This is a genomic window from Plantibacter sp. Leaf314 (assembly GCF_001423185.1).
GTDB lineage: Bacteria > Actinomycetota > Actinomycetes > Actinomycetales > Microbacteriaceae > Plantibacter.
In genome coordinates this window covers 2,256,583-2,281,506 of sequence record NZ_LMOB01000001.1, presented here as the reverse complement: position 1 = coordinate 2,281,506, position 24,924 = coordinate 2,256,583, and the positions used below count along the sequence as shown (strand labels likewise).

Below are 24,924 nucleotides of genomic sequence, written 5' to 3'. Positions count from 1 at the left end.
ACGGTGGGGCGCGTGCCGGCTACCGGCCGCTCGCGAGGCTGACGGCTTGGAGGCCCACGACCACGGCGTTGACCGGCACGGCGATGACGAGCACGGAGATCGCCCCGATGGCGGCGATGATCGAGTATCGAGGCGTCCGCTTGTGGACCTTCGCCTGGAGGACGAGCGTGACGACGGGCGGAGCGATCGCGATCACCGCGCCGAGGATGAACCCGCCGAGCATCCCGCCACCGCTCAGTCGGTCCTCGGACGGCCCGAACTCGCCCTGCAGGGCGAACGACAGTTGGACGAACCAGCTCACCACCAGCAGCGCGAACAGGAGCAGGGTGATCCCGATGCCGGCCGCCCGACCGGTGACCGGTCCCTCCTGCTCGGTGAGCCAGGATGCGTCATCCAGCCCGGCAGGCGTCTCGCCGGAGCTCGACCCCGACGGTGGTTGTACGGTCGGCCGCACGTCGTCGCCCGCACGCTGCTCATCACTCACGGCTCACCCCTCGTCAGTCGGACGACGGCGTCCCGGCATCCTCGTCAGCCTATGCCGCCTCACCGCGCGAGCGCCTTCCGCACCTGCGCGGAGAGCAGCGGCACCGTCTCCTCCTGGAACCAGGGGTTCTTCGTGCGCCAGCCGCGCGCGAGCGGCGACGGGTGCACGATCGGGAAGAACGGGAGGTGCGACTCCGCAGCCCGGACGTTCTCCGTGAGGGTGCGCCCGGCCCGCGGACCGAGGTAGGCGCGCTGCGCGTAGGCGCCGATGAGGATCGTGAGGCGCACCTCGGTCAGCTGCTCGAGGACGCGCGGATGCCAGCGAGCGGCGAAATCGCGGCGCGGCGGCAGGTCGCCACTCGTGCCCTTGCCCGGGAAGTAGAAGTCCATCGGGACGATCGCCACGTTCGCCGGGTCGTAGAATTCCTCGGGCGTCACCCCCATCCATGAGCGGAGCAGGACGCCGCTCGGGTCGTTCCAGGGGATGCCGGACTCCTGCGCCAACCGCCCCGGCGCCTGACTGATGATGAGCACCCGAGCCTCGGGGGACGCGACGACGAGCGGCTCCCACCCGAGCTCCCTCGCCCAAGCGTTCGACTCGTGGGCGGCGACCTCGGCACGGAGACGATCGATCGGATGCATCCCTGCAGTCTTCCATCGAGTGCGCAATAGGGTGAGGGGATGGACGACGACCAGCGGCGACGGCGCCTCATCCCCGAGCCCGTGGACCGGTTCGCGACCGGCGAGGAGTACCCGGAGTACCGGGTCGACCTCGAACGGATCCGCTTCTCCCCGTACTTCGCCCGGCTGTCGGCCGTGACGCAGGTCGTGTCGCCGTCCGGGGTCGGCCAGGTGGTGCACAACCGGCTCACGCACTCGATCAAGGTCACCGCCGTCGCCCGGGCCATCGCGATGCAACTGACGACGACGGACCCGGCGCAGGCCGCGATCGTCGAGCGCCTCGGCGGTTGCGACCCCGTCGTCGTGCAGGCAGCCGCCAGCGCCCACGACCTCGGCCACCCGCCGTTCGGCCACCTCGGCGAGCAGGTCCTCGACCGCCTCGCACGGGAGCGCCTCGGGCTCGCCGAGGGCTTCGAGGGCAACGCGCAGTCGTTCCGCATCCTCTCCGCGCTCGACGTGTGCGAGACGGTGAAGGAGGGCCTCAACCTCACCGCCGCCTCCCGCGCCGCCGTGCTCAAGTACCCGTGGGGCCGCACCGTCCACCGCCCCGACCTCGACCCGGCGGACCCCACGCGCATGCCGCGCGGCTCGACCGCGAGTCGCTGGGAGACGGCGCCACCGAAGTTCTCCGCGTACACACTCGACCTCGACGACATGCTCGACGCCCGCGGCGCGTTCACGGCTATCGCGCCCTGGCAGCAGACCGTCGAATGCTCCGTGATGGACGTGGCCGACGACATCGCCTACTCCCTGCACGACCTCGACGACTTCTACCGGGCCGGCGTGCTCCAGCAGGCGGCCGTCGCCGTCGAGTTCCGCACCTTCCTCCGGGATCAGCGCGCCCTCGCAGCCCTCGACGCCGACGAGCTGTGGAACCGGGCACCCGGCCACTCGCTCGAACTGCTGCGACGGCGGATCGTCTCCCGCGACCCGTGGATCGCGAGCGACGAGCACTTCCGCGCCTCCGTGCAGCGGGTCGCGACCGAACTCGTCGAAGGGCTCCTCGCCGTCCCTTTCGACGGATCGAGCCGCACCGAGCGCGCCATCGAGTCGTTCGTCTCCTCCTGGATCGGCCGCCTGCAACGGTCCGTCCTCGTCGTCGAGGAGCCCAACGTGCGCTCCGGTCACGTGTCGCTCCTCCCCGAGGCCTGGCACGACGTCACCGTGCTCAAGTTCGTCCACACGCGCTTCGTCATCGACCGACCCGACTTCGCCACCTATCAGCGAGGACAGTCGCGCGTCCTCGACGTCCTCGTCAGTGAACTCGACCGCTGGCTCGACGATCCCCGCGACGGCCCGCGTGCCCCGCAGAAGCTCCTCGACTTCGTCGAACTGGCCACCGACGGCTACTTCCGCCTGCGAGCCGACAACCCGGACTGGCTGCCCGACGACCCGGAGACCGGACGCCCACTGGCCGACCCGAGCGCCCTCGGACGCCTCGGCCGGGCCCGTGGCATCCTCGACTACGTCGCCTCACTCACCGATGAACAGGCGACGGCGCTCGCCGCCAGACTGCGGGGAGACCGCGAGGCCTGGGCCTTCGGCAGCTAGGTGTCGGCTGAGCGGCGGACGGCTATCCGAATGCCCCTGGCGCAATTCGGATAGTTCCGAGCGCGGGATTACTAGAACATCTAGCGTTATCCCCGGCACCGGGAATCACCTCGGTCCCGAAACAGAAGGGATGGCGCGCTCATGGGAAACCTCCTCTACGGAACCCCTCCGACTCCGCACGAGATCGAAGACCGGCTCCTCGCGCACCTGCAGACGGTGATCTTCACGAAGTTCCGCCGCAACGAGAGCTTCGCCTTCCACCTCGAAGCCGTCCCCGGTCGTGGGACGGGTCGTCAGTCGCTGTGGCTGAACCCGATGATCCCCCTCCAGTTCTCCTTCTACGGCAGCCGTGCACCGGAGCTCAACCGGGAATGGCTCGCCGCGCTCCTCGAGCAGGCCAACAGCGCGAAGGGCATGCGCGTCGTACCCGAGCCGGCCGCCGGCGCCACCAAGCGCGTCGAGTCCGCAGCCTAGGCACGCGGCTCCGCGACCGCGGATCGAACACCGCCACGACGAGCTCCGGCCGTCGGGCGTCCATGACACACCAGTTGGGGGTGGGACCATGCCGATCTCGATCCCTGGCGCGCCCGACTTCTTCGAGTTGGACGATGCGCGCACCGTCGGGCGACTGCTCGACCGCACCGACGTCGTCTTCGAGACCTCCCACTCCGGCGCCGACGTCGCTGGTGGTCTGTCCCTCAGCCGGTCCGCCATCGCACTCGATGTCGGCGGCGACACCGTCCGCGTCCTGACGAGATACATCGTCGCCTGGTCACTCCGCGCCGAGGGTGGGTTGACGGTGCTGACGATCTGGTCGGAGCGCCCGACGGCCGTGCACGAGACGACGATGCTGCCACGCTTCGCGCCGATGGCGTCGTCCGCACTGACCGGTGTCCTCGGGGCCGAACACGGCTTCCTGCAAGGGACCGCCTGACAAGCGGTGGACTGCTCCGCCCCCGAACGTCCCGTTGAAGGTGACAGTTCGGGAACGGCGTGAGATTCTATGAACGATGAGCGAACACGGTGGGCCCGCTGAGCGGTCCGAGGTCGCAGGTCGAGATGTCGATGAGGCTCGAGACCTGTTCTCCGACGCGTACAACGCCGGCGAGATGGTCATCGAACCCACGGCATCCGCCTTCACCTTCCGGTACACGGCGATCGGCGATGACGAGCTGACGCTGCGCGCCACCCAGTTCGCCGGTCGCGTCACCGGGACGGTGCTCACGCAGGGCGAGTACATCGTGTCGTGGCTGACGGCCGGGCAGGGGGCGACCGATCTCGCCGGCGCACCGGTCAAGCTCGAGTACGGTCGGCCGGCGATGTTCGCGAACGATCGGCTCGCCGAGTTCGACTTCACCGACTACCGCCAGAACCTCATGCACTTCGACGGGTCGTTCCTGGAACGGGTCGCGGGAGAGGTCGAGGGCACGAGCGGCCCGATCCTGTTCGACACGACGGCGCGACCGAGCGGCGAGCAGCTCCGACGCTGGGCGGCCTCGGTCACCACCGTCGCGAGCGTCGTGTACGACGACGCCAGCCCGGCGCTCCTCCGCGCGGAGGCGAACCGTGCTGCCGCGATCGCCCTCTTGGAGACGTTCCCGCACACCGCGCTGCACGCACCGGTCGAGATCGGGCTGCCGTCGGGCGGGAAGACCCGCGCCGCCGTCGAGTACATGATCGCCAACGCGCACCTGCCCATCCGCACCGAGGACGTGGCCGAGGCGGTCGGGATGAGCCAACGGAGCCTGCAGGCGGCGTTCCGCCGCGAACACGACATCACCGCGATCGACTACCTGCGACGGGTGCGGCTCGACCGCGTGCAGGAGGAACTCCGCAGGTCCGATCCCGGTCGTGCCACCGTCGCCGAGATCGCGCAGCGGTGGGGCTTCGCCCACCTCGGACGGTTCTCCGCCTCGTACACGAACCGCTTCGGCGAGTATCCGAGCACGACGCTCGGGTCCTGACCGCCGGCTCGCGCCGACTCAGAACTCGTCGAACTCGTCGTATTCGTCGAGACCCGATAGCGGCTCGGCTTCGAGGGACGGCACGATCTCGAGCGCCCGATGCGCGAACGACTCGACGCTGATGAGGAGGCCCGGGCTGACGAGGACGTTGACCGCGCGATCGGAGGTGAGCGGAACCCGCACGAAGCGGCCGCCCGCCTGGACGGCGGATTCGATCTCGGTCATGAGCTCCTGCACGTCGACGGCAGGATCGATGTCGTATGAAGCGCGCCCGATGGCGATGCTGTACTGCAGGACCATCACCTCCGGGATCGGTTCGTCCTGGTAAGCGTAGGCAACGCACCCTGGGACGACGGTGGGTTGACCAACCCCGCGACTCATGCAGGGGGGTCCTGCACGAGTCGCTGTCTACCGGGCGCGGTCGACCCGCGTCTCCTCCCAGACGGGCTCGTCGGAGGTCTGGACGCGACCGTCGGAGCCGAAGACGAGGAACCGGTCGAAGCCCCTCGCGAACCAGCGATCGTGGGTCACGGCGATCACGGTGCCCTCGAACCCTTCCAACCCCTGCTCGAGCGCCTCCGCCGAGACGAGGTCGAGGTTGTCGGTCGGTTCGTCGAGGAGGAGCAGCGTCGCACCCGACAGCTCGAGGAGCAGGATCTGCAGTCGTGCCTGCTGGCCACCGGAGAGTGACTCGAACGACTGCTCCGCGGCGGCGGCGAGGCCGTAGCGGTCGAGCACCCGGCTCGCGGCCTCCCGCGGCAGGCCAGTCCGGTGCTCGTCACCCCGATGCAGGATGTCGAGCAGCGTCCGGCCGAGGAGTTCCGGATGCCGATGCGACTGCGCGAACCACCCCGGCTGCACGCGGGCGCCCAGCTTCGCGACACCGTCGTGCAGCACCGGCTCGAGGGTGCCACCGGCCGCCGCCAGATGACCCGCGCCCGGATCCGGATCGGTCCCACCACCGGCGAGCAGCCGGAGGAAATGGGACTTGCCCGAACCGTTCGACCCCAGCACGCCGATGCGCTCGCCGAACCAGATCTCCGCATCGAAGGGCTGCATGAGCCCGGTGAGTTCGAGCGAGGAGCACACGAGCGCACGTCGGCCGGTGCGGGCGCCGCGCAGTCGCATCGTGACCTGCTGGTCCTTCGGGCGCTCCTCCGGCGGACCGGCCTCCTCGAACTTCGCGAGTCGGGTCTGCGCGGCCCGGTAGCGGGAGGCCATCGAGTCGTTGAACTTGGCCTGCTCGCGGAGCCGCAGGACGAGTGCGCGCAGCTTCACGCGGTCCTCGTCCCAGCGTCGGCGGAGCTCGTCCAGCCGGTCGAGCCGTGCCTCGCGGGCCTCGTGATAGCTGCGGAAGCTCGCGCCGTGCGTCCACGTCGTGCTCCCGGCCGCTCCGACCTCGAGCGTGATGATCCGGGTCGCGGCCTGCGCCAGGAGTTCGCGGTCGTGGGAGACGAGGAGGACGGTCTTGCGGGTCTCGGCGAGCATGCCCTCCAACCAGCGCTTCGTCGGGACGTCGAGGGAGTTGTCGGGCTCGTCGAGGAGCAGCACCTGTTCCGGACCGCGGAACAGCGCCTCGAGGACGAGCCGTTTCTGCTCGCCTCCCGAGAGCGTGCCGAGCGTCCGCCACTGCGCGCGGTCGTACGGGACGCCGAGCGCGGCCTCGCTGCAGCTGTCCCAGAGCACCTCCTGGTCGTAGCCGCCGGCGTCGGCGTACTCGGCGAGCGTCGCGGCGTACGCCATCTGCGTGGCCTCGACGTCGTCCTCCATGAGCGCGAGCTCGGCGCGGTCCACCGCCTCGGCCGCCGCCCGGACCCGCGGCGGTGCGACCTGCACGAGGAGGTCGCGCACCGTGCGATCGTCGTCGCCCCGCCCGACGAACTGGTCCATGACCCCAAGCCCGCCGTCGATGGACACGACGCCGGAATCGGGCTGCAGCTCGCCGCGGATGATCCGGAGGAGCGTCGTCTTGCCGGCACCGTTCGCCCCGATGAGCGCGGCGATCGCGCCTTCGCCGACGCGGAACGACACCTCGTCCAGTAGCGTCCGTCCGTCGCTCAGCGTATGGCTGAGATCGCTGACGTCGATGTAGCCCATGGTGTGCACTCCCCGGGGAGCCGGTCGCTCCCGAACGGACCCCGCGTCGATGCGCGGAGCCGCCCACCGCCTGGCGAGCCGACCAGTCTAGCCGGACGCCCGTCCGGCGGTCGAGTGGTTCAAGCGAGCGCAGCGGCGATGTCGGTGATCCAGGTGCGGATGGTCGCGTCGTGCTCGACGAACCAGTCGCCCTCGTAGCCGCGGGGAACGCCCTCCACCACCATGATCAACGCGAGGTACAGCGACCAGAGGCGGGCGCGGGTCCACGCCGACTCGTCTGGGAGGAGTTCGTGGCCGGACTCCTCCCGGTAGGTGCGGAGCAGCTCGGCGTCGTCGGCGATCGTCGCGGGGACGTCGGTGAACAGGGCGAGCGAGACGAGGTCGGCGGTCGGGTCGGCCCAGTGCGCACGCTCGTGGTCGATGACGCCGGTGAGCTGGGCGGCCTCAGCGCCGTGCTCGGGCATGATCAGGAGGTTGCCGTCCCAGAGGTCGAAGTGCACGAGGGTCGCCTCGGTCACGGCATCGAACGCCGGGAGTGCCTCGTCGACGAGCCCGATGAGCCGAGCGGCGTCGACCGGCAGATCCACCTCGAAGCGCGAGGCATCAGCGAGGACCGCGTCGAGGAGGACCCGGTACGCCGCGCCCGCCGTGGTCGCCTGCAGCTCAGGGCGGAACGGATACCCGAACCGGTTCCCGTCGTCGAGCCCGGTGGCGGGGGAGAGCGCGGCGTCCTCGTCGTCGCCTGGTTCCACGTGGAACGGCGTGCGACCGGCGGCGTGGAGGCGGGCGAGTGTCCGTCCCATCACGTCGCGCGCGAGTGGGACGGTCTCGGTGCTGTTCGCCGGGCGGCCGGTGAGCTCGGTCATGATGAGGGCGTCGCGGCCGTCGAGGTCGGTTGCGAGGACGATCTCCGGTTGCGGGACATCAGCGCGGCCGAGGATGCGGAGCGCGAGGGCCTCCGTGTGCATGAGCTTCCGCTCGTAGGTGAGGCCCTCGGCCGCCGCTGGCGAGAGCTTCACGATGGCGCGCTCGCCGCCGTCGAGTTCCACGGCGGCCACCTCGTTCGCGGTGCCCTCCCCGAGCATCGTGATGGTGGGGCTGCCCGGCTGCATGGCCGGCCGCTCGGCCGCCCAGTGCTCTGCGAGGGCGACCAGGGTGGAACTGGGGGAGGGGGAACGGCTCATCCGCCCACGCTAGCGCCACAGGGCGTCGGCGGCTCGTGCCAAGCTGGGGCGTCCGACCCGAGGGAGCACGATGAGCGCCGCAGCACCGACCACCCGCGTCACCGCGCTCGTCGCACCGGGATCCCGGAGGGTGCTGTTCGCCTACCTCGGCGCCGCGCTCATCTGGGGGTCCAGCTTCCTCTTCATGAAGACGGGGCTGACCGGCCTCTCGCCCTCGCAGGTCGCGTTGTCGCGGGTGCTGCTCGGCGCCATCACGCTCTGCATCATCATGACCGTCACCCGTCGGCGCTGGCCGCGCGAGCGACGACTGTGGGCGCACCTCGCGGTCGTCTCGGTGTTCCTCTGCGTCGCCCCCTTCCTCCTGTTCTCCTGGGCCGGGCAGTTCCTGCCGTCGGGGCTCTCGAGCATCCTCAACGCGACGACGCCCATCATGACGCTCGCCGTCGGCGCACTGTTCCTCCCGAAGGAGCGGCTGAACGGCTTGCAGGTGTTCGGGATCTTCGTCGGAGCGCTCGGCGTCGCCATGGTCGTCGGCCCCTGGCGGGTGCTCGGCGACCCGGCGATCCTGGAGTCCGTGCCCGCGCAGCTCGCCTGCCTCGGGGCGACCCTCTGCTACGGCACCGCCTTCGTCTACCTGCGCAAGTTCGTCCTCGGCACCCACAGCTACGACGCCGTCGTCATCTCGGCGATGGAGATCTCGCTCGCCGCCGTCATCATGCTCGTCCTCTCGCCGTTCATCGCGATGCAGCCCGTGTCGCTCGACCTCCCGGTCGTCGCCAGCATGGTCGCGCTGGGCGCCCTCGGCACCGGTGTCGCGTACATCTGGATGACGATGATCGTCGACTCCTGGGGCGCGACCGCGGCGTCGACCGTCACCTACCTCACGCCGCTCGTCGGCGTCGTGCTCGGCATCCTCGTGCTCGGGGAGGTCCTCCACTGGAACGAACCCGTCGGTGGCGTGATCGTCGTCCTCGGCATCCTCGTGAGCCAGGGCAGGCTCCGGTTCAGGCGGCGTCCCGCACCGATCTCGGCATAGGGTGGCTGGACGGCCCCACCCCGCCGGTCGGCGTCCCCACCACGGAACGAGGATTCACATGCGCATCGCATCCGGGCAGTTCTCCGCCGGAACGGACACCGACGAGAACCTCGTCAGCGTGGTCGCACTCCTCGGCGAAGCCGCCGCCGGTGGAGCCGAGCTGCTCGTGCTCCCGGAGATGAGCGGGTACGCGACCTCCGAGCCGCCGAGCGCGCTCGCCGCGATCGCCCAACCCCTCGACGGGCCGTTCATCACGGGCGTCGCCGCGGCAGCCGCCGCGCGCTCGCTCCCGACCGTCGTCGGCACCATCGAGGCGAACCCGGACGGCCTGCCCTACAACACGCTCGTCGCCATCGACGCCGAGGGCGAGATCGTCGCGACGTACCGCAAGGTGCACCTCTACGACGCCTTCGGGTACGCCGAGAGCGACGGCATCGCCGCCGGCGAGATCACCGAGCCCTTCGTCCTCGAGCTGGGCGGCCTCCGCTTCGGCGCCTTCACCTGCTACGACCTCCGCTTCCCCGAGAGCGCCAGACGTCTGGTCGACGCGGGGGCCGACGTCATCCTCCTGCCCGCCATGTGGATCGTCGGCCCGGGCAAGGAGGACACGTGGACCACGCTCATCCGTGCCCGGGCGATCGAGAACACCGCCTACGTCGTCAGCGCCAACCAGACGGGGCCGCTCGCGACGGGCAACTCGATCGTCGTCGATCCTGCGGGCGTCGTCATCGCGTCAGCCGGCGAGGCACCCGGCGTGATCTTCGCCGAGCTCGACCCGGCCAGACTCGACGACGTCCGGGCGCGAGTGCCCTCGCTCGCCAACCGCCGGTTCACCGTGGTCCCGCGGACCGCGGAATGAGCCCGGACGTGCGCGTCGCCGACCCTGCCGCCCTGTCGGAGGTCGTGTCGATCACCCGCGACCTCATCAGGATCGACACCTCCAACTACGGTGGCGGGCGCGCGGTCGGCGAGTCCCGCGCCGCCGACCTCGTCGAACGCCTGCTCGGTGAGGTCGGGATCGTCTGCGAACGCTTCGAGGCGGAACCGGGCCGGACCAACCTCATCGCCCGCTGGCCCGGCCGGGACCGCAGCCTCCCCGGCCTGCTGCTCCACGGACACCTCGACGTCGTGCCCGTTGACGCTGCGGCGTGGACCGTCGACCCGTTCGGCGGCGAGATCGCCGACGGCATGCTCTGGGGCCGAGGCGCCGTCGACATGAAAAACATGGTGGCGATGATCGTCGCCGCGGTGCGACGCATGGTCACCGCCGGCGAACAACCCGAACGGGACGTCGTCCTCGCGTTCTTCGCCGACGAGGAGGCCGGATGCGTGCTCGGCTCGCAGTGGATGGTCGAGCAGCACCCCGAGCAGTTCGCGGGGGTCGGTCACGCGATCAGCGAAGGCGGCGGGTACAGCGTCGCGCTCGGAGCACGGGCCGACAGTCGCGCCTACCTCCTGAACACCGGCGAGAAGGGCGTGTTGTGGCTGCGGTTGACGGCGCACGGCGCTGCCGGTCACGCGTCCCTCGCGAGCCGCGACTCCGCGATCGTGAAGCTCGCCGCCGCGGTCGGACGCATCGGTGCGCTCGACTGGCCGGTGTCCTTCACCGAGACGACGTCGCACCTGTTCCAGCGACTCCGAGAACTGACCGGTGCCGCCCCAGAGCTGTCGCCGTTCGACCTCGCCGCGCTCGTCGGCCCCAGCGCTTCCCGGCTCCGGGCCGGCCTGCAGAACGTGGCGAACGTCACGATGATCTCCGGCGGCTACAAGGAGAACGTGATCCCCGAGTCCGCGACGGCGACGGTCGACGCACGGTTCCTGCCCGGGCAACGCGACGAGGTCCTCGCGCGTCTCCGGGAGGCCGCCGGGGCCGAGGTCGAGATCGAGGTCGAGTTGGAACTCATCGCGATGGAGTCGCCAAACGACGGGGAGCTCGTGTCCGTCATCGAGGCCGCCATCGAACGCCACGACCCCGGCGCGACCGTGCTCCCGCACCTCATCCCCGGCGGCACCGACGCGAAGGCGCTCAGTCGCCTCGGCATCATCGGATACGGGTTCATCCCACTCCGGCTGCCCGCGGACTTCGACTTCCCCGGGATGTTCCACGGGGTCGACGAGCGCGTGCCGCTCGACGCGCTGGACTTCGGCTGCGCGGTGCTCACGGACATCATCCGCTCGGCCTGACGGCTCGCGGCCCCTGAGGTCGGGTGCCGCCGTTCAGTCTTCGACGCGCGGGGCCGGCCCGGCGAAGGGCCCGGTCAGCCTCGCCCACTGGAGCAGCATGATCGTCTTGGCGTCGATGATGTCGACCCCGATCCGCGCGACGGCATCGTCGATGTCGAGTTCGAGGAGTTCGATCTCCTCTCCCTCCTCCGCGAGCCCACCCCAGTCACCTGAGCGGGCGGCCGGGTCGTACTCCGCGGCGTAGAAGTGGAGTCGTTCGGTGACGGAGCCCGGGCTCATGAAGGCGTCGAACACGTGCTCGACGGCCTCGACGGCGAACCCGGTCTCCTCCAGTGCCTCGCGGGCGACGGCGGTCTCGGGGTCGTCGTCGTCGAGGAGGCCGGCTGCGGTCTCGATGAGTTCGCCGGTCGGGTGGCCGTTGACGTACGCCGGGTACCGGAACTGCCTGGTGAGGAGGACCTTCCGTGAGTCGCCGTGGTAGAGCAGGATGGTGGCGCCGTTGCCGCGGTCATAGGTCTCCCGCTGTTGGACGGACCAGGCGCCTGAGCGGTCCTGCACCCGGAGGGTGGTCCGGCGGAGCACGTGCCAGGCGGTGGCGAGCAGCTCGACATCGGTCACCTGGACCCGCGGGTTGCCGGTGAGGTCGAGGCCGGTGCGGTGCAGGCCGGTGCGCCCGCGGGCGTCGGGGAGCTCGGCTCCGGGTTGCGGCGGGCGGGGCGCGGAGGAGTCGGGCATGATCCGAGCCTAGGGCGGTTCCGCGAGCCGTTCCACGGGCGCTCGGCCCGAGTGTGCTGCGCCTACGGCAAGCCAATGATGAACACTCTTCGGTTTTCGCGGGTTCTGCAACATACTGGTGGGAGCACCGGTCGTGGTCCACGGAGGACCCCCGTCGAAAGGCACTCGATGACGAGCAGCAGCCCCGCCAACCCTGGAACCGCGGCCACTGACGCGCGGGCGGTCTCGTGGGTCGTCACCACCCAGGACGCGCCCTGGCAGGAGCAGCCGCCGCTCGCCTTCGGCCGGGTGACGGGCATGCCGAACGTCATCGTCGACACCGCCTCGCCCCAGCAGACGATCGACGGCATCGGCGGATGCTTCAACGAGCTCGGCTGGACGGCGCTCGGGCTGCTGTCCGAGGAGGACCGCGAAGGCATCCTGTCGGACCTCTTCACCCCTGGCGCCGGGCTCAACCTCTCGCTCTGCCGCATGCCCGTCGGCGCCAACGACTTCTCCACCGACTGGTACTCCTACGACGAGGTCGACGGCGACTTCGGGCTCGAGCACTTCAGCATCGACCACGACCGGGCGACGCTCGTGCCGTTCATCCAGGCGGCACAGCGGTACCGCGGCGATCTCCGGCTCTGGGCGTCGCCGTGGAGCCCGCCCACGTGGATGAAGACCAACGGTCACTACGCCGCCGCGCGCCCCTGGGACGGGTCCGACGTCGACAACGGCATCCGCGACGACCAGCTGGGCGCCGAGGGGACCGACCTGTTCATCCTCGAGGACCGATACCTCGAGGCCTACGCCCGCTACTTCGCCCGCTTCGTCGAGGCCTACGGGGAGGAGGGCATCCGGGTGGAGATGGTGATGCCCCAGAACGAGTTCAACTCGGCACAGGTGTTCCCGAGCTGCGTCTGGACGGCCGAGGGACTCGCCCGCTTCATCGCCGTGCTCGGGCCGGAGATGGACCGGCTGGGGGTGCGCGTGTTCCTCGGCACCGAGGAGCGACCGCACGACGCGCAGATCGAGACCGTGCTCGCCGACCCCGCGGCAGGCCCGTGGGTGCAGGGGGTCGGATTCCAATGGGCCGGCAAGGGGGCGATCGCCGCCGTGCACCACGCCCATCCCGAGTTGGCGCTGTACCAGACCGAGCAGGAGTGCGGCGATGGTCGCAACGACTGGCGGTTCGCCCGGTACAGCTGGGGGCTCATGCGTCACTTCTTCACGCACGGAGCGGAGGCGTACACCTACTGGAACCTCGCGCTGACCGAGGGAGGCGTCAGCCGATGGGGGTGGGCGCAGAACTCACTCGTCGTCGTCGATCCCGAGCGGCGCACGTTCCGGTACACGCACGAGTATTTCCTCATGCGGCACCTGGGGCACTTCCTGCAGCCGGGCGCGCAGCGTCTCGCGACGATGAGTTGGACCGGGCACGAGAACCTGCTCGCGTTCCGCAACCCGGACGGCGGGGTCGTACTCGTGATGCAGAACGACCTCGGCGAGCCGCTGCCCGTCCAGATCGTGATCGACGGCGACGTCATCACCCCGACGCTGCCGGCCGACTCCTTCGCGACCCTCGTCATGCCGCCGGCCTGATCGGTCGGGGTGGGTGGCTCGCCGACTCATGGTGCGTAGTCGTGGAGAACACCTGGGTTGAGGAAGAGGTGCTTCTTGAGGAGTTCGATGTCTCGGAGCGGCACCCGCGCGAGGTCCGCCGCGTCATCGAACTGATCCCGGATGGTCTCGATGATGTGGTCGATGATCGCGCGCGCATCTTCGGGGGAGAGGCCGTAGATCGCCGACGCCTTCACGAGCTCGGCGAAGTTCGAGCGTTTCTCCCCTGATCGCCCGTAGGCCATGGCCTGCGTCGCGGTGTCTCCGGATCGCGCATTCGGAGCCAGATCGTACGCGGGCGTGAGGGTGAGATGAGCGCCGTCCCAGAACGCGGCGTGATTCCGCGCATGGTCGTCGGAATTCGAGATCGCCATGTTGAAGGCGATGCGCTCGAACAGTTCCCGACCCGGTTCGAAGGTCGCCGACCCGTGCTTGCGGAGTGAGTCGAGGAGTTCGGGGTAGTTCGCGCGAGTCCCCGACCACTCGTCGCGTGCACTCATCGTCAGGGCCGACACGACATGCTTCCGCTTCAGGCCGTCACGGTCGAACCTTCGAACGAGCAGTACTTCCTTGGAATCCACCGTGATGACCTCGGTCATCGAGGTTCTGATGCCCGCGCGGCGAGCGAGTTCCATCGCCGTCCCTTCGGCGTTGACGACGCTGAAGACGCGGTCCGAACTGGAGGAGAACTTCGCGATGTACGCCACGCCGTCGTCGACGATGGTCGCCTTCGGTCTGGCCCCGCCGATGCTGGTGCCCCTGATGAGCACGTCCTCGAGTGATGGAGGGAGCTTCCGGCCAGCCTGGAGCGTCGCGGACGCCTCCTGAAGTTCGGCCAACGTCGCCGTGCTCTCGCGAGGCACGTACTCGGTCGGACTCTGCTGGAAGTCGATCGCGCCGAACCGGTTGCTTCCTGACGCCAACATGTAGTCGATCTCGGTGAGCTCGCGGTCACCAGGCGCCTGACGGTCGTCGACGACGGCTCGCCCCCACGCGTCCGGGCTGCCATCACGCAGAGCACCTGCGATCGTGAGGCCTGGGCGCGGTTCGATCGTTCCGGACCGTAAGGGAAGTTCCGGTGCGTAGAGACTGATCGCCTCGGGACGATTCCGATACGTCGCTGCGTAGACGAAGGGCATCGTGTCGCCCCTGATCTCGACCGCGCCCGCGACGATGGGCACCTCGGAGCCGGGTAGCCAGGTCCACACGAACACGCGTTCAGAAGTCATCGCTCAGTTCTTCCTGCCGACCGTGGCGCACGCGGGCGGGGAGCAGCTCCAGCCGATCCTCCCCCCGTCTGCGCAGGCGGGCGAGTTCGACGCGGTCGTCGATTCCGAAGATGGGGACACCGACGAGATCGGCCACGTCGAACACGGTGCCGACAGCGGTGCTCGATGCACCGTTCTCGATGTTGGCGATCGTCGCGACGGAGATGCCGGCGCGTTGGGCGAGTTCGTTGCGGGTCCATCTCCGCCCGAGACGACCCTCCTTGACGAGCTGCCCCAAAATGATGAGCCCATCGCGGACCACCGGCCGCGGGGGTATGACACGTTTCGGCATCGGAACTCCATTTATGAGGTTTTAGAGATCTAAAACACGTTTTATCGTACCCTTTCTCTGCTGTACACGCGAGGGCCTCTCGGGCCGTCCCTTGTGCTCGGTCGTGACGGCGGCCTAGCCTCTGGCGTACCGGCATCGGCGACGGAGGACTCATGGGCAGGCTCATCTACTCGGCGATCACCTCGCTCGACGGTTACCTCGCCGATGAGGAGGGTCGCTTCGACTGGAGCGCGCCCGACGCCGAGGTGCACGCCTTCGTCAACGACCTCTCGCGGCCCATCGGCACCTACCTCTTCGGTCGCCGCATGTACGAGATCATGACGTTCTGGGAGACCGCGGACGAGCTCCCGGACGAACCGCCGGAGATCACCGACTTCGCCGCGATGTGGCTGGCCGCGGACAAGGTCGTCTACTCGACGACGCTCGACGCGGTCTCCACGAGCAGGACCCGCCTCGAGCGGTCGTTCGACCCCGAGGCCGTGCGTCGCTGGAAGGCGGAGTCGGACCGCGACCTCAGCGTCGGCGGCCCCAACCTCGCGGCGGAGGCGATGGCCGCCGGGCTCGTCGACGAGGTGCAGCTCTTCCTCACGCCGGTGATCGTCGGCGGCGGCCTGCATGCGCTGCCGGCCAACCTCCGGCGGCGTCTGGAGCTCGTCGACGAGCGCCGGTTCGCGGCCGGTGTCGTCCACCTCCGCTACACCGTCACCGGCGAACCCGTCTGAGGAGACCGAGCCGGCCGCACGCTCCGGCTAGACGGCCTCGAGGACGATCGCGGAACCCTGGCCGCCACCGCCGCAGATGCCGGCCGCACCCACGGCACCCGGCCCGACGGCCGCGAGACGGCGGGCGAGGTGACCGACGATCCGCGTGCCGGACGCCCCGATCGGGTGACCGAGGGCGATCGCGCCGCCGTTCGCGTTCACGATCGCCGGGTCCACGCCGAGCTCCGACGTGGAGTGCACCGACACCGCGGCGAACGCCTCGTTGATCTCCACCGCGGCGAGGTCCTTCGCTGTGAGCGAGGTCTTGGCGAGGGCCGCGAGGATCGCGTTGGACGGCTGGGCGTGCAGCCCCACGTCGGGACCGGCGACGAGCGCGTGCGCGACGACCCGGGCGATCGGGGTGAGCCCGCGGGCGGCGGCCGCCTCCTCGCTCATGAGGACGACCGCGGCGGCACCGTCGGTGATCTGCGAGGAGTTGCCCGCGGTGATGGTGCCTTCACCACCGAACGCCGGCCGGAGTCCAGCGAGCGATTCGGCGGTGGTGTCGGCACGGAGTCCGTCATCGGCGCTCACGACCGTCGGACCCTTCCGGCCAGGCACGGAGAACGGTTCGATCTCCTCGGCCTGGATGTCCGCGGCGGCCGCCAAGCGCTGGTGCGACCCCGCCGCCCACGCGTCCTGCTCGGCGCGCGCGATGCCGAGCGAGCCGTTGCGCTCCTCCGTCGACGACCCCATGGAGCGGTGCTCGAAGGCGTCGGTCAACCCGTCGTGGTCGAGGGTATCGATGAGCTCGATGGCGCCGTACCGCTTGCCGGCGCGCGACCCCGACCAGGCGTGTGGGGCGAGGCTCATGGACTCCTGGCCGAGGGCGACGACGACGTCGACCTCGCCGGCGTCGATGAGGCGCGTGCCCGTGACGATCGCCTCCATGCCGGAGAGGCACACGGCGTTGACGGTGATGGCGGGAACGGTGAAGGGGATGTCCGCACCGACGGCGGACTGCCGTGCGGGGTTCTGGCCCGCGGCGCCCTGGAGGACCTGCCCGCCGATGACCTGCTGCACCTCGGCGGCGTCGACACCCGCACGGGACAGCGCGGCACGGATGGCGTGGGCGCCGAGCTCGGTCGCGGGGACGGAGGCGAACGCCCCGTTGAACTTCACGAACGGGGTGCGGGCGTACCCGACGATGACGGTGCTCATGCGTGTGCCTCCTGAGGCGTGGCGGGTGCGGTCGGCACGCCGCCGGTGGTGGTCGGATCGAGCTCGACGGTGAACTCCGCACCCGTCAGCGAGCGCAGTTCGTCGACGCTCGTGTCGGGGGCGAACGCTCGCAGCACGAGCGCCCCCTCGACGATATCGAACACGGCACGGTCGCTGATGATCCGGTCGACGACGCCGACGCCGGTCAGGGGCAGGTCGCACGCCGCGACGATCTTCGGACTGCCGTCCTTCGCGACGTGCTCGGTCACGACGACGACCCGCGGCGTCCCGGCGACGAGGTCCATCGCGCCGCCCATGCCCTTGACGAGCTTGCCCGGGATGGTCCAGTTCGCGAGGTCGCCGGCGCCGGAGACCTGCAGCGCTCCGAGGATCGCCAGCTGCACGTGTCCGCCGCGGATCATGCCGAACGAGGTCGCCGAGTCGAAGTAGCTGCCGCCGTCCAGGAGTGTGACGGTCTGCTTCCCGGCGTTGATGAGGTCGGCGTCCTCCTCGCCCTCGATCGGGAACGGACCCATGCCGAGCAGGCCGTTCTCGCTCTGCAGGGTGACGTGCACCCCGGGCGGGACGTGGTTCGCGACGAGCGTCGGGATGCCGATGCCGAGGTTGACGTACTCGCCGTCGTGGAGTTCGGTCGCCGCGATCGCGGCCATGTCGTCTCTCGTCCACATGATGATCAGCTCCTCGCTGCTTCGTTCGCCGCGACGGCGGGTCGCACGGTCCGTTGTTCGATGTCCTTCACCCGTGGGGTCGCCGTCACGAGGCGCTGGATGTAGATGCCGGGGGTGACGACGGTGTTCGGGTCGAGGTAGCCGTCCTCGAGCACCTCCTCCGCCTCCGCGATCGTCAGGCGGCCGGCGGTCGCGACGATGGGGTTGAAGTTCCGCGCCGTGTGCCGGAAGACGAGGTTGCCCTCGCGATCGGCCCGGAAGGCGTGCACGAGTGCCACGTCGGCGACGATGCCCCGTTCGAGCACGTAGGTCTCACCGTCGAACACCTCCGTCGGCTTGCCCTCCGCGACGGGGGTGCCGACACCGGTCTTCGTGTAGAACCCGGCGATCCCCGCGCCGCCCGCGCGCAGCCGTTCGGCGAGGGTGCCCTGCGGGGTGAACTCGACCTCCAGCTCGCCGTCGAGGAACTGCTTGGCGAAGAGCTTGTTCTCGCCGACGTACGAGGCGACGACCTTCCGCACCTGACGGTTCTCCAGCAGGATGCCGAGGCCCTTGCCGTCGACGCCCATGTTGTTGGAGACGATCGTGAGGTCGGTGGCGCCGGTGTCCCGGAGCGCTTCGATGAGGTCGCTCGGGTTGCCGCTCAGGCCGAACCCGCCGACGGCGATGGTGGCGCCGTCCTGGACGACCTCGTGCAGCGCTTCGGCGGCGCTCGACCAACGTTTCGTCATGTCACTCCTTCGTGGATGGCGGACCGGCCTGCCCACATGGTGGTGGTGGCCGTTCGTCTCTCTGGTAGTCACTCACAGCCGTCCTACGCTGTCAAAGGTGGCGTGGGGCCCGATCCCGCATTCGCTCATGACGTGGTCCCGACTGCGGCGTAGGCTCACCATGTGGACAATCCGGTGGTGCGAGGTGGCTGAGGCGATGCGCGGTGCGCAGGTCGTTTCGCGCGTGAGCCGCATCCTGAAGATCGTGTCCGAGCATCCCGGCGGGGCGTCGTCCTCGGCCGTGGCTGCGGCCGCCGGCCTGACGAGGCCGACGGCGCACCGCCTGCTCGCCTCGCTCGCGGCCGAAGGGTTCCTCGACCACGACGCCCGGGCGGCCCGCTGGCACCTCGGACCCGAACTGTTCCTCCTCGGCTCGCTCGCCGCGGAACGCTACGACGTGGCCGAACTCGCCCGCGAGAGCGTCCGCATCCTCGCCCACGAGAGCGGGGAGAGTGCGTTCCTGTCGGTGCGCCGCGGCTTCGAGACCGTGTGCCTGCTGCGCGAGGAGGGCAGCTTCCCGGTCCGCTCCTTCGTGCTCACGGAGGGGGTCCGGTTCCCGCTGGGCGTTGCCTCGGCGGGGCTCGCGATCCTCGCGTTCTCGACTGTCGCGGAGATCGACGACTACCTCGCGCGCGCCGACCTCGTCGAGCGGTGGGGCGAAGCCCATGCCGCCGAGCGGGTCCGGGAGCGCATCCAGGAGACGCGGGAGCGCGGGTACGCGGTGAACCCGGCACTCATCCTCGAGGGGAGTTGGGGCATGGGCGCCGCGGTCTTCGACGCCGCCGGGAAGCCCGCCTGGGCGCTCAGTCTCACCGGGATCGAATCCCGGTTCCGGCCTGAGCGCCAGGCGTTCCTCGGCGGGCTGCTCCTCGAACAGGCGCACGAGCTGTCGAAGCGGCTCCGCTGACCCCGGTCCCTGAGCCTGTCGAAGGGTGGTGGGAGCGCTACTCCGAGACGGCGGAGAGCTCCTCGAACTCGTCGTCGGTCAGCTCGATGGTCGCGCCCTGCAGGTTGTCCTCCAGGTGCTCGACACTGGAGGTGCCGGGGATCGGGAGCATCACAGGCGAACGCTTCAGCAGCCAGGCCAGCGCGAGCTGCGAAGGCGTCGCGTCATGACGCTCGGCGAGCTGCGTGAGCGGGCCGTCCTGCTTGCTCAGGGCGCCGGTGGCCAGCGGGAACCACGGGATGAAGGCCACGCCGTGCTCGGTCGACCAGTCGAGGAGGTCCTCAGAGGAGCGGTCCGTCAGGTTGTAGAGGTTCTGGACGGACGCGATCGGGGCGATCTTTTGTGCGGCCTCGACCTCGGCCACGCTCACCTGGCTGAGCCCGATGTGGCGGATCTTGCCCTCGTCCTGGAGCTTGCGGAGTTCGCCGATCTGGTCCTCGAACGGCACGGTCGGGTCGATGCGGTGCAGCTGCAGCAGGTCGATGCGGTCGACGGCGAGGCGACGGAGGCCGAGCTCGACCTGCTGGCGGAGGTACGCGGGGACGCCGGTGGGCGTCCACTCGCCGGGCCCCTGGCGCGTCTGGCCGACCTTCGTGGCGATGACGATGTCGTCGTAGGGGTGCAGCGCCTCGCGGAGGAGGGTGTCGGTGACGTCCGGGCCGTACGCGTCGGCGCTGTCGAAGAAGTTCACGCCGAGCTCGGCGGCTCGCTTGATGAGGCGGATGGCGCCGTCGCGGTCGTCGGGTTCGCCCCAGACGCCCTCGCCGGTGAGCTGCATCGTGCCGTAGCCGAGGCGGTTGACCGTGAGGTCGCCGCCCAGGTCGAAGGTGCCGGCGGCGGTTGCGGGACGAGCGGTGGTGTCGGTCATGCGTGTGCTCCTTCGGAGAATGCGGGAGTTCCAGCGAAGCACTGCACGCTGGGAGTTGCACCCCCCTTGCGTGCCGGGTTCCTCCGCGGTCTCTGTCCGGTCCCCGAGCCTGTCGAAGGGCTCAGCTCCTCGCCGCAGCCTCGAGGGCCTCGCGGAAGGCGACGATCGCCGGCCTCGCGACGCCCGATTCGCGCGCCGAGGTGAAGATGGTGCGCTCGGGGAGGTCGGGCAGGTCGACGAGGCGGCAGCTCGCGTCGCGCCCGGCCCATTGGAGGTCGGGGATCAGGGCGACGGCGTTGCCCGACTCGATGAGCCGGATCTGCGCCTGCAGGTCGGCGGTCTGGTAGCGGACGTCGGGCTCGAACCCGGCGCGACGGCACAACTGCTCCGCGAAGTGGCGCGAGGCGGCACCGTGCGGCTCCATCACCCAGGGCAGGTCGGCGGCGTCCTCGATGCGCAGCACCGGGTGGATCTCGTTCGCGACCGGTGGGCAGGCGAGGCGGATCGGGTCGGTCGCGAGCTGCCGGCGGTCGAGTCCGGGGTGTCGCGGGGCGGCGTGCGCGGGGTACTGTTCCGCGACGACCACGTCGAAGTCGCGCGCCCAGGTCTCCGCGAGAGCCGTCTCGGGTTCGTGCTGCACCATCTCGACCCGCACCTGTGGGTGGTCCCGCCGCATCGAGCTGAGGGCCACCGGCATGAGGGCGAGCGCCGCCGATTGGAACACGGCCACGCGGATGGTGCCCGACACGGTCGTGAGCGACGCGCCGAGGTCGGCCTCCGCCCGCTCGAGGGTGTCGAGGAGGGCGTCGGTGTGTCCGACGAGGATCTCGGCCTGGGGCGTGAGCTGCACGCGGCGACCGACCTTGCGGAGCAGTTCGACGCCCGTCTCCTGCTCCAGGACGGACAACTGCTGCGACACCGACGACGGGCTGAAGTTCAGGGCTGCGGCCACTTCGGCGATGGTGCCTCGGATCCGCAGTTCGCGGAGGAGTCGGAGGCGGCGGACGTCCAGCACGGCGGACTCCAATCCATCGGCTCAGCCGATGTGTATCGTTCGAGAACCTTCGCTGTATCTTATGCGTCCTGCCACTGATACTGGCACCATGACCGACACTCTTGCATCGACGCAGCAGCTCGACCGCGACGCCCTCGCAACCGAGGCCATCGCCCTCGTCCGCCGCTGGCTCCAGACCGCCTCGACGATCCCCGCCGACGCGTCCGCCCAGCAGCTCGCCGGTGTGCTGAAGGACCCGACCGGTCTCGAGTTCACCGTCGGGTTCGTCGACGGCGTCGTCCGCCCCGAGGACCTCCGCGTCGCCGCCCGCACCCTGCAGACCATCGCGCCGAAGGTGCCCGCGTTCCTGCCCTGGTACCTCAAGGCGGCCGTCCGGTGCGGTGGCGCGTTCGCCCCGATCCTCCCGGGCGTCGTCATCCCCATCTCCCGCAAGGTGCTCCGCAACATGGTCGGCCACCTCGTCGTCGACGCGACGGACAAGAAGCTCGGCCCGGCGATCGCGAAGATCAAGACCCCCGGCACCCGCCTGAACGTCAACCTGCTCGGCGAGGCCGTCCTCGGCACCGGTGAGGCGGCGCGTCGCCTCGAGGGCACCCACAAGCTCCTCGCCCGCCCCGACGTCGACTACGTGTCCATCAAGGTCTCCTCCACGGTCAGCCCCCACTCGGTGTGGGCGTTCGACGAAGCCGTCGACCACGTCGTCACGAGCCTCACACCCCTCTTCGAGCGTGCCGCCAAGGCCAGCCCGAACAAGTTCATCAACCTCGACATGGAGGAGTACAAGGACCTCGACCTCACCATCGCGGTCTTCACGAAGCTCCTCGACCTCCCGCAGTTCCACGACCTCGAGGCCGGCATCGTGCTCCAGGCCTACCTGCCCGACGCCCTGTCGGCGATGATCCGCCTGCAGGAGTGGTCGGCCGGTCGCCGGGCCGCGGGCGGCGCGGGCATCAAGGTGCGCATCGTCAAGGGCGCCAACCTGCCGATGGAGCAGGTCGAGGCCTCCCTCCACGACTGGCCGCTCGCCACCTGGTCGACGAAGCAGGACTCCGACACCAACTACAAGCGCGTCGTCGAGTACGCCCTGCACCCCGACCGCATCGACAACGTGCGCATCGGTGTCGCCGGCCACAACCTGTTCGACATCGCGTTCGCCTGGTTGCTCGCGAAGCAGCGTGGCGTCGAGCGCGGGGTCGAGTTCGAGATGCTCCTCGGCATGGCGCAGGGCCAGGCCGAGGCCGTGAAGCGCGACGTCGGCGAACTGCTGCTCTACACGCCCGTCGTGCACCCGCAGGAGTTCGACGTCGCGATCGCCTACCTGATCCGCCGCCTGGAGGAGGGCGCGAGCCAGGACAACTTCATGTCCGCCGTGTTCGAGCTGAGCGAGAACGAGACCCTCTTCGCCCGCGAGCAGGAGCGCTTCCTCGCCTCCCTCGCCGAGCTCGACACCACCGTCCCCGCGCCCAACCGCCAGCAGGACCGCACGAAGCCCGCCGCATCGTCGCCTGTCGACGCGTTCGAGAACACCCCCGACACCGACCCCTCGCTCCCCGCCAACCGGGTGTGGGGACGCGACATCCTCACTCGCGTCGCCGACTCGCGGCTCGGCAACGACACCGTCGCAGCCTCCATCCTCGACAGCACTGAGGCCCTCGACGCCGTCATCGACGGTGCGACGGCCGCCGGCGACGCGTGGGGATCGCTCTCCGGAGCCGAGCGCGCGGTCATCCTCCACCGCGCCGGCGACGTGCTCGAGCAGCGCCGCGCCGACCTCATGGAGGTCATGGCCGCAGAGACCGGCAAGACCCTCGACCAGTCCGACCCCGAGGTGTCCGAGGCGATCGACTTCGCCCACTACTACGCCGAGCGGGCCCGCGAGCTCGACCACGTGGACGGCGCGACCTTCACCCCGGCGAAGCTCACCGTCGTCACCCCGCCGTGGAACTTCCCCGTCGCCATCCCGGCAGGCTCGACCCTCGCGGCGCTCGCCGCAGGTTCGCCCGTCATCATCAAGCCCGCCCGCCAGGCCCGCCGCAGCGGTGCCGTCATGATCGAGGCGCTGTGGGAGGCCGGGGTGCCGCGTGAGGTCCTCCGCTTCGCGCAGCTGGCCGACAACTCGCTCGGTGAGCGCCTCATCGCCCACCCCGCCGTGGAGCGCGTCATCCTCACCGGTGGCTACGAGACGGCGGAGCTGTTCCGCTCCTTCCGTCCCGAGCTGCCGCTCCTCGCGGAGACCTCGGGCAAGAACGCCATCATCGTCACGCCGAGCGCCGACCTCGACCTCGCCGTCAAGGACGTCGTCGCCTCGGCCTTCGGTCACGCCGGCCAGAAGTGCTCGGCCGCATCGCTCGTGATCCTCGTCGGATCCGTCGCCTCCTCGCGCCGGTTCCGTCACCAGCTCGTCGACGCGGTCACCTCGCTGAAGGTCGGCTACCCGGTCGACCCGACCACGCAGATGGGCCCGATCATCGAGCCCGCGAAGGGCAAGCTGCTCGGCGGCCTGACGACGCTCGGTGTCGGTGAGTCCTGGCTCGTCGAGCCGAAGCAGCTCGACGACAGCGGCAAGCTGTGGAGCCCCGGCGTCCGTGCGGGCGTCGCGCGCGGCTCCGAGTACCACCTCACCGAGTACTTCGGCCCGATCCTCGGCGTCATGACGGCCGAGACGCTCGAGGAGGCCATCGCGATCCAGAACGAGATCGACTACGGCCTCACGGCCGGCCTGCACTCGCTCAACCCGGCGGAGCTGCGCGTGTGGCTCGACGGCATCCAGGCCGGCAACTTGTACGTGAACCGCGGCATCACCGGCGCGATCGTGCAGCGGCAGCCGTTCGGCGGGTGGAAGAAGTCGGCCGTCGGTGCCGGGACCAAGGCCGGTGGGCCGAACTACCTCATCGGGCTCGGCTCGTGGTCGAGCGCCGAGAGCACGGCCGAGCGCACCGTCGGTCGCTCGGCGGAGCGTCGCGGCCCGAAGCCCGTCGTCGCCTCGCTGCTGCGTGCCGCCGACGCGGTGCTGCCCGCCGAGGAGTTCGCGTTCCTGCGTCGCTCGGTCGTGAGTGACACGGCGGCGTGGGCCGAGGAGTTCGGTGTCGCCAAGGACGTCTCGAAGCTCACGGCGGAGCGCAACGTGTTCCGCTACGTCCCGCGTGAGGTCCACGTGCGCCTGGTCGACGGCGGGTCCGTCGCCGAGCTGCTCCGCGTCGTCGCTGCCGGTGCGACCGCGGGTGCGACCGTGCACGTGTCGTCCGCCGTGGCCCTGGCACCGAAGCTCGTGCCGGCCGTCGAGGCGATCACCGGCGCGATCACCGTCGAGAGCGAGGACCGCTGGTACGTCACGGCCTCGTCGCTCGTCGGGACGAAGGCGGGCGCGCGGGTGCGGATCATCGGTGGCACGACGGAGGGCGTCGCCCACGCGACCTCCGGCAGCCCCGACGTCGCGATCTACGCCGGCGACGTCACCGAGGCCGGCCGCATCGAGCTGCTGCCGTTCCTCCAGGAGCAGGCGGTCTCGATCACGGCGCACCGCTTCGGCACGCCGAACCACCTCTCGGACGAGCTCATCTGATCCGACTCCGCGCGGTTCGCAATTCAGGAACGCCCCGGCGTGTCAACCCGACACCCGGGGCGTTCCGCGTTGCCG

The 24,924-nt window shown here is 70.1% G+C and carries 24 protein-coding genes; 11 read left to right on the top strand and 13 right to left on the bottom strand.

Annotation, left to right across the window (positions count from 1 at the left end; genetic code table 11):
* Positions 1-19: 19 nt before the first annotated feature.
* Together ASF68_RS10745 and ASF68_RS10740 are read right to left on the bottom strand one after the other, a co-directional pair.
* Positions 20-484, bottom strand: coding sequence for a hypothetical protein (locus tag ASF68_RS10745; RefSeq protein WP_056010048.1), 465 nt, complete (start codon positions 482-484; stop codon positions 20-22).
* Between the two features lie 59 nt (positions 485-543).
* Positions 544-1,125: a uracil-DNA glycosylase family protein gene (locus ASF68_RS10740; RefSeq protein ID WP_056010046.1), complete on the bottom strand. Its 582-nt coding sequence runs from the start codon at positions 1,123-1,125 to the stop codon at positions 544-546.
* A 39-nt stretch (positions 1,126-1,164) separates the two neighbouring features.
* Here ASF68_RS10740 and ASF68_RS10735 point away from each other — a divergent pair, with 39 nt between their 5' ends.
* The 4 genes from ASF68_RS10735 (at position 1,165) to ASF68_RS10720 (ending at position 4,679) form a co-directional block, all read left to right on the top strand.
* Positions 1,165-2,715 (top strand): deoxyguanosinetriphosphate triphosphohydrolase family protein, encoded by a 1,551-nt coding sequence (locus ASF68_RS10735; RefSeq protein ID WP_056010044.1) that lies wholly within the window; start codon positions 1,165-1,167, stop codon positions 2,713-2,715.
* Positions 2,716-2,856: 141 nt separating this feature from the next.
* Positions 2,857-3,189: a hypothetical protein gene (locus ASF68_RS10730; protein WP_056010042.1), complete on the top strand. Its 333-nt coding sequence runs from the start codon at positions 2,857-2,859 to the stop codon at positions 3,187-3,189.
* Between the two features lie 88 nt (positions 3,190-3,277).
* Positions 3,278-3,649, top strand: a complete 372-nt coding sequence (locus tag ASF68_RS10725; RefSeq protein WP_056010040.1) for a hypothetical protein — start codon at positions 3,278-3,280, stop codon at positions 3,647-3,649.
* A 76-nt stretch (positions 3,650-3,725) separates the two neighbouring features.
* The gene (locus ASF68_RS10720; RefSeq protein WP_056010038.1) at positions 3,726-4,679 is read left to right on the top strand and encodes a helix-turn-helix transcriptional regulator; all 954 of its coding nucleotides are present in this window, start codon (positions 3,726-3,728) and stop codon (positions 4,677-4,679) included.
* Positions 4,680-4,697: 18 nt separating this feature from the next.
* On the opposite strand, the gene ASF68_RS10715 is transcribed toward ASF68_RS10720, so the two are convergent.
* The 3 genes from ASF68_RS10715 to ASF68_RS10705 form a co-directional block, all read right to left on the bottom strand.
* Positions 4,698-5,060, bottom strand: a complete 363-nt coding sequence (locus ASF68_RS10715) for a hypothetical protein (protein WP_157580306.1) — start codon at positions 5,058-5,060, stop codon at positions 4,698-4,700.
* Positions 5,061-5,087: 27 nt separating this feature from the next.
* Entirely contained in the window at positions 5,088-6,776 is a 1,689-nt protein-coding gene (locus tag ASF68_RS10710; protein ID WP_056010035.1) for an ABC-F family ATP-binding cassette domain-containing protein, read from the bottom strand.
* A 119-nt stretch (positions 6,777-6,895) separates the two neighbouring features.
* Complete coding sequence (locus ASF68_RS10705) at positions 6,896-7,960, bottom strand: phosphotransferase family protein (protein ID WP_056010033.1); 1,065 nt, start codon at positions 7,958-7,960, stop codon at positions 6,896-6,898.
* 70 nt (positions 7,961-8,030) lie between these two features.
* Here ASF68_RS10705 and ASF68_RS10700 point away from each other — a divergent pair, with 70 nt between their 5' ends.
* From ASF68_RS10700 to ASF68_RS10690, 3 genes are read left to right on the top strand one after another with little or no spacing between them, the layout of a single operon-like run.
* Entirely contained in the window at positions 8,031-8,996 is a 966-nt protein-coding gene (locus ASF68_RS10700) for a DMT family transporter (protein WP_082498575.1), read from the top strand.
* 58 nt (positions 8,997-9,054) lie between these two features.
* Positions 9,055-9,855, top strand: a complete 801-nt coding sequence (locus tag ASF68_RS10695; protein WP_056010031.1) for a carbon-nitrogen hydrolase family protein — start codon at positions 9,055-9,057, stop codon at positions 9,853-9,855.
* Entirely contained in the window at positions 9,852-11,180 is a 1,329-nt protein-coding gene (locus ASF68_RS10690; protein WP_056010029.1) for a M20/M25/M40 family metallo-hydrolase, read from the top strand. The genes ASF68_RS10695 and ASF68_RS10690 overlap by 4 nt, the downstream gene beginning before the upstream one ends.
* 33 nt (positions 11,181-11,213) lie before the next feature.
* Here the strand turns inward: ASF68_RS10690 and ASF68_RS10685 are convergent, their stop codons facing one another.
* The gene (locus tag ASF68_RS10685) at positions 11,214-11,915 is read right to left on the bottom strand and encodes an NUDIX domain-containing protein (RefSeq protein ID WP_056010027.1); all 702 of its coding nucleotides are present in this window, start codon (positions 11,913-11,915) and stop codon (positions 11,214-11,216) included.
* Positions 11,916-12,083: 168 nt separating this feature from the next.
* Between ASF68_RS10685 and ASF68_RS10680 the strand changes: the two genes are divergently transcribed.
* A complete protein-coding gene (locus tag ASF68_RS10680) occupies positions 12,084-13,499 on the top strand; it encodes a glycoside hydrolase family 30 beta sandwich domain-containing protein (RefSeq protein WP_056010025.1) in 1,416 nt (471 codons plus the stop codon).
* A gap of 26 nt (positions 13,500-13,525) precedes the next feature.
* Here ASF68_RS10680 and ASF68_RS10675 read toward each other — a convergent pair whose 3' ends face one another.
* Together ASF68_RS10675 and ASF68_RS10670 are read right to left on the bottom strand one after the other, a co-directional pair.
* Positions 13,526-14,746 (bottom strand): type II toxin-antitoxin system HipA family toxin, encoded by a 1,221-nt coding sequence (locus ASF68_RS10675; RefSeq protein ID WP_056010023.1) that lies wholly within the window; start codon positions 14,744-14,746, stop codon positions 13,526-13,528.
* Positions 14,736-15,077, bottom strand: a complete 342-nt coding sequence (locus ASF68_RS10670) for a helix-turn-helix transcriptional regulator (protein WP_056010021.1) — start codon at positions 15,075-15,077, stop codon at positions 14,736-14,738. Before ASF68_RS10670 ends, ASF68_RS10675 begins: the two co-directional genes overlap by 11 nt.
* Before the next feature lie 152 nt (positions 15,078-15,229).
* On the opposite strand from ASF68_RS10670, the gene ASF68_RS10665 reads away from it, so the two are divergent.
* Complete coding sequence (locus tag ASF68_RS10665) at positions 15,230-15,799, top strand: dihydrofolate reductase family protein (protein ID WP_056010019.1); 570 nt, start codon at positions 15,230-15,232, stop codon at positions 15,797-15,799.
* A gap of 27 nt (positions 15,800-15,826) precedes the next feature.
* On the opposite strand, the gene ASF68_RS10660 is transcribed toward ASF68_RS10665, so the two are convergent.
* Genes ASF68_RS10660 through ASF68_RS10650 form a run of 3 tightly spaced genes read right to left on the bottom strand, consistent with a single transcriptional unit; the run spans position 15,827 to position 18,419 of the window.
* The gene (locus ASF68_RS10660) at positions 15,827-16,999 is read right to left on the bottom strand and encodes an acetyl-CoA C-acyltransferase (protein ID WP_056010017.1); all 1,173 of its coding nucleotides are present in this window, start codon (positions 16,997-16,999) and stop codon (positions 15,827-15,829) included.
* Entirely contained in the window at positions 16,996-17,688 is a 693-nt protein-coding gene (locus ASF68_RS10655; protein ID WP_056010016.1) for a CoA transferase subunit B, read from the bottom strand. The genes ASF68_RS10660 and ASF68_RS10655 overlap by 4 nt, the downstream gene beginning before the upstream one ends.
* 5 nt (positions 17,689-17,693) lie before the next feature.
* Positions 17,694-18,419, bottom strand: a complete 726-nt coding sequence (locus ASF68_RS10650; RefSeq protein WP_056010014.1) for a CoA transferase subunit A — start codon at positions 18,417-18,419, stop codon at positions 17,694-17,696.
* Between the two features lie 196 nt (positions 18,420-18,615).
* Between ASF68_RS10650 and ASF68_RS10645 the strand changes: the two genes are divergently transcribed.
* Positions 18,616-19,365: an IclR family transcriptional regulator gene (locus tag ASF68_RS10645; RefSeq protein ID WP_056010012.1), complete on the top strand. Its 750-nt coding sequence runs from the start codon at positions 18,616-18,618 to the stop codon at positions 19,363-19,365.
* 37 nt (positions 19,366-19,402) lie between these two features.
* Here ASF68_RS10645 and ASF68_RS10640 read toward each other — a convergent pair whose 3' ends face one another.
* Both ASF68_RS10640 and ASF68_RS10635 read right to left on the bottom strand, forming a co-directional pair.
* Positions 19,403-20,272, bottom strand: coding sequence for an aldo/keto reductase (locus ASF68_RS10640; protein WP_056010009.1), 870 nt, complete (start codon positions 20,270-20,272; stop codon positions 19,403-19,405).
* 121 nt (positions 20,273-20,393) lie between these two features.
* On the bottom strand, positions 20,394-21,287 hold the full coding sequence (locus tag ASF68_RS10635; RefSeq protein WP_056011797.1) for a LysR substrate-binding domain-containing protein: 894 nt from the start codon (positions 21,285-21,287) through the stop codon (positions 20,394-20,396).
* Positions 21,288-21,375: 88 nt separating this feature from the next.
* Between ASF68_RS10635 and ASF68_RS10630 the strand changes: the two genes are divergently transcribed.
* Positions 21,376-24,849, top strand: a complete 3,474-nt coding sequence (locus ASF68_RS10630; protein WP_157580304.1) for a bifunctional proline dehydrogenase/L-glutamate gamma-semialdehyde dehydrogenase — start codon at positions 21,376-21,378, stop codon at positions 24,847-24,849.
* Positions 24,850-24,924 lie beyond the last annotated feature (75 nt).

Excerpts from the sequence above, each read along its gene's own strand:
- ASF68_RS10740 (WP_056010046.1), bottom strand. The coding sequence starts at position 1,125 with ATGCATCCGATCGATCGTCTCCGTGCCGAGGTCGCCGCCCACGAGTCG.
- ASF68_RS10735 (WP_056010044.1), top strand. The coding sequence starts at position 1,165 with ATGGACGACGACCAGCGGCGACGGCGCCTCATCCCCGAGCCCGTGGAC.
- ASF68_RS10730 (WP_056010042.1), top strand. The coding sequence starts at position 2,857 with ATGGGAAACCTCCTCTACGGAACCCCTCCGACTCCGCACGAGATCGAA.
- ASF68_RS10725 (WP_056010040.1), top strand. The coding sequence starts at position 3,278 with ATGCCGATCTCGATCCCTGGCGCGCCCGACTTCTTCGAGTTGGACGAT.
- ASF68_RS10720 (WP_056010038.1), top strand. The coding sequence starts at position 3,726 with ATGAGCGAACACGGTGGGCCCGCTGAGCGGTCCGAGGTCGCAGGTCGA.
- ASF68_RS10715 (WP_157580306.1), bottom strand. The coding sequence starts at position 5,060 with ATGAGTCGCGGGGTTGGTCAACCCACCGTCGTCCCAGGGTGCGTTGCC.
- ASF68_RS10710 (WP_056010035.1), bottom strand. The coding sequence starts at position 6,776 with ATGGGCTACATCGACGTCAGCGATCTCAGCCATACGCTGAGCGACGGA.
- ASF68_RS10705 (WP_056010033.1), bottom strand. The coding sequence starts at position 7,960 with ATGAGCCGTTCCCCCTCCCCCAGTTCCACCCTGGTCGCCCTCGCAGAG.
- ASF68_RS10700 (WP_082498575.1), top strand. The coding sequence starts at position 8,031 with ATGAGCGCCGCAGCACCGACCACCCGCGTCACCGCGCTCGTCGCACCG.
- ASF68_RS10695 (WP_056010031.1), top strand. The coding sequence starts at position 9,055 with ATGCGCATCGCATCCGGGCAGTTCTCCGCCGGAACGGACACCGACGAG.
- ASF68_RS10690 (WP_056010029.1), top strand. The coding sequence starts at position 9,852 with ATGAGCCCGGACGTGCGCGTCGCCGACCCTGCCGCCCTGTCGGAGGTC.
- ASF68_RS10685 (WP_056010027.1), bottom strand. The coding sequence starts at position 11,915 with ATGCCCGACTCCTCCGCGCCCCGCCCGCCGCAACCCGGAGCCGAGCTC.
- ASF68_RS10680 (WP_056010025.1), top strand. The coding sequence starts at position 12,084 with ATGACGAGCAGCAGCCCCGCCAACCCTGGAACCGCGGCCACTGACGCG.
- ASF68_RS10675 (WP_056010023.1), bottom strand. The coding sequence starts at position 14,746 with ATGACTTCTGAACGCGTGTTCGTGTGGACCTGGCTACCCGGCTCCGAG.
- ASF68_RS10670 (WP_056010021.1), bottom strand. The coding sequence starts at position 15,077 with ATGCCGAAACGTGTCATACCCCCGCGGCCGGTGGTCCGCGATGGGCTC.
- ASF68_RS10665 (WP_056010019.1), top strand. The coding sequence starts at position 15,230 with ATGGGCAGGCTCATCTACTCGGCGATCACCTCGCTCGACGGTTACCTC.
- ASF68_RS10660 (WP_056010017.1), bottom strand. The coding sequence starts at position 16,999 with ATGAGCACCGTCATCGTCGGGTACGCCCGCACCCCGTTCGTGAAGTTC.
- ASF68_RS10655 (WP_056010016.1), bottom strand. The coding sequence starts at position 17,688 with ATGTGGACGAGAGACGACATGGCCGCGATCGCGGCGACCGAACTCCAC.
- ASF68_RS10650 (WP_056010014.1), bottom strand. The coding sequence starts at position 18,419 with ATGACGAAACGTTGGTCGAGCGCCGCCGAAGCGCTGCACGAGGTCGTC.
- ASF68_RS10645 (WP_056010012.1), top strand. The coding sequence starts at position 18,616 with ATGCGCGGTGCGCAGGTCGTTTCGCGCGTGAGCCGCATCCTGAAGATC.
- ASF68_RS10640 (WP_056010009.1), bottom strand. The coding sequence starts at position 20,272 with ATGACCGACACCACCGCTCGTCCCGCAACCGCCGCCGGCACCTTCGAC.
- ASF68_RS10630 (WP_157580304.1), top strand. The coding sequence starts at position 21,376 with ATGACCGACACTCTTGCATCGACGCAGCAGCTCGACCGCGACGCCCTC.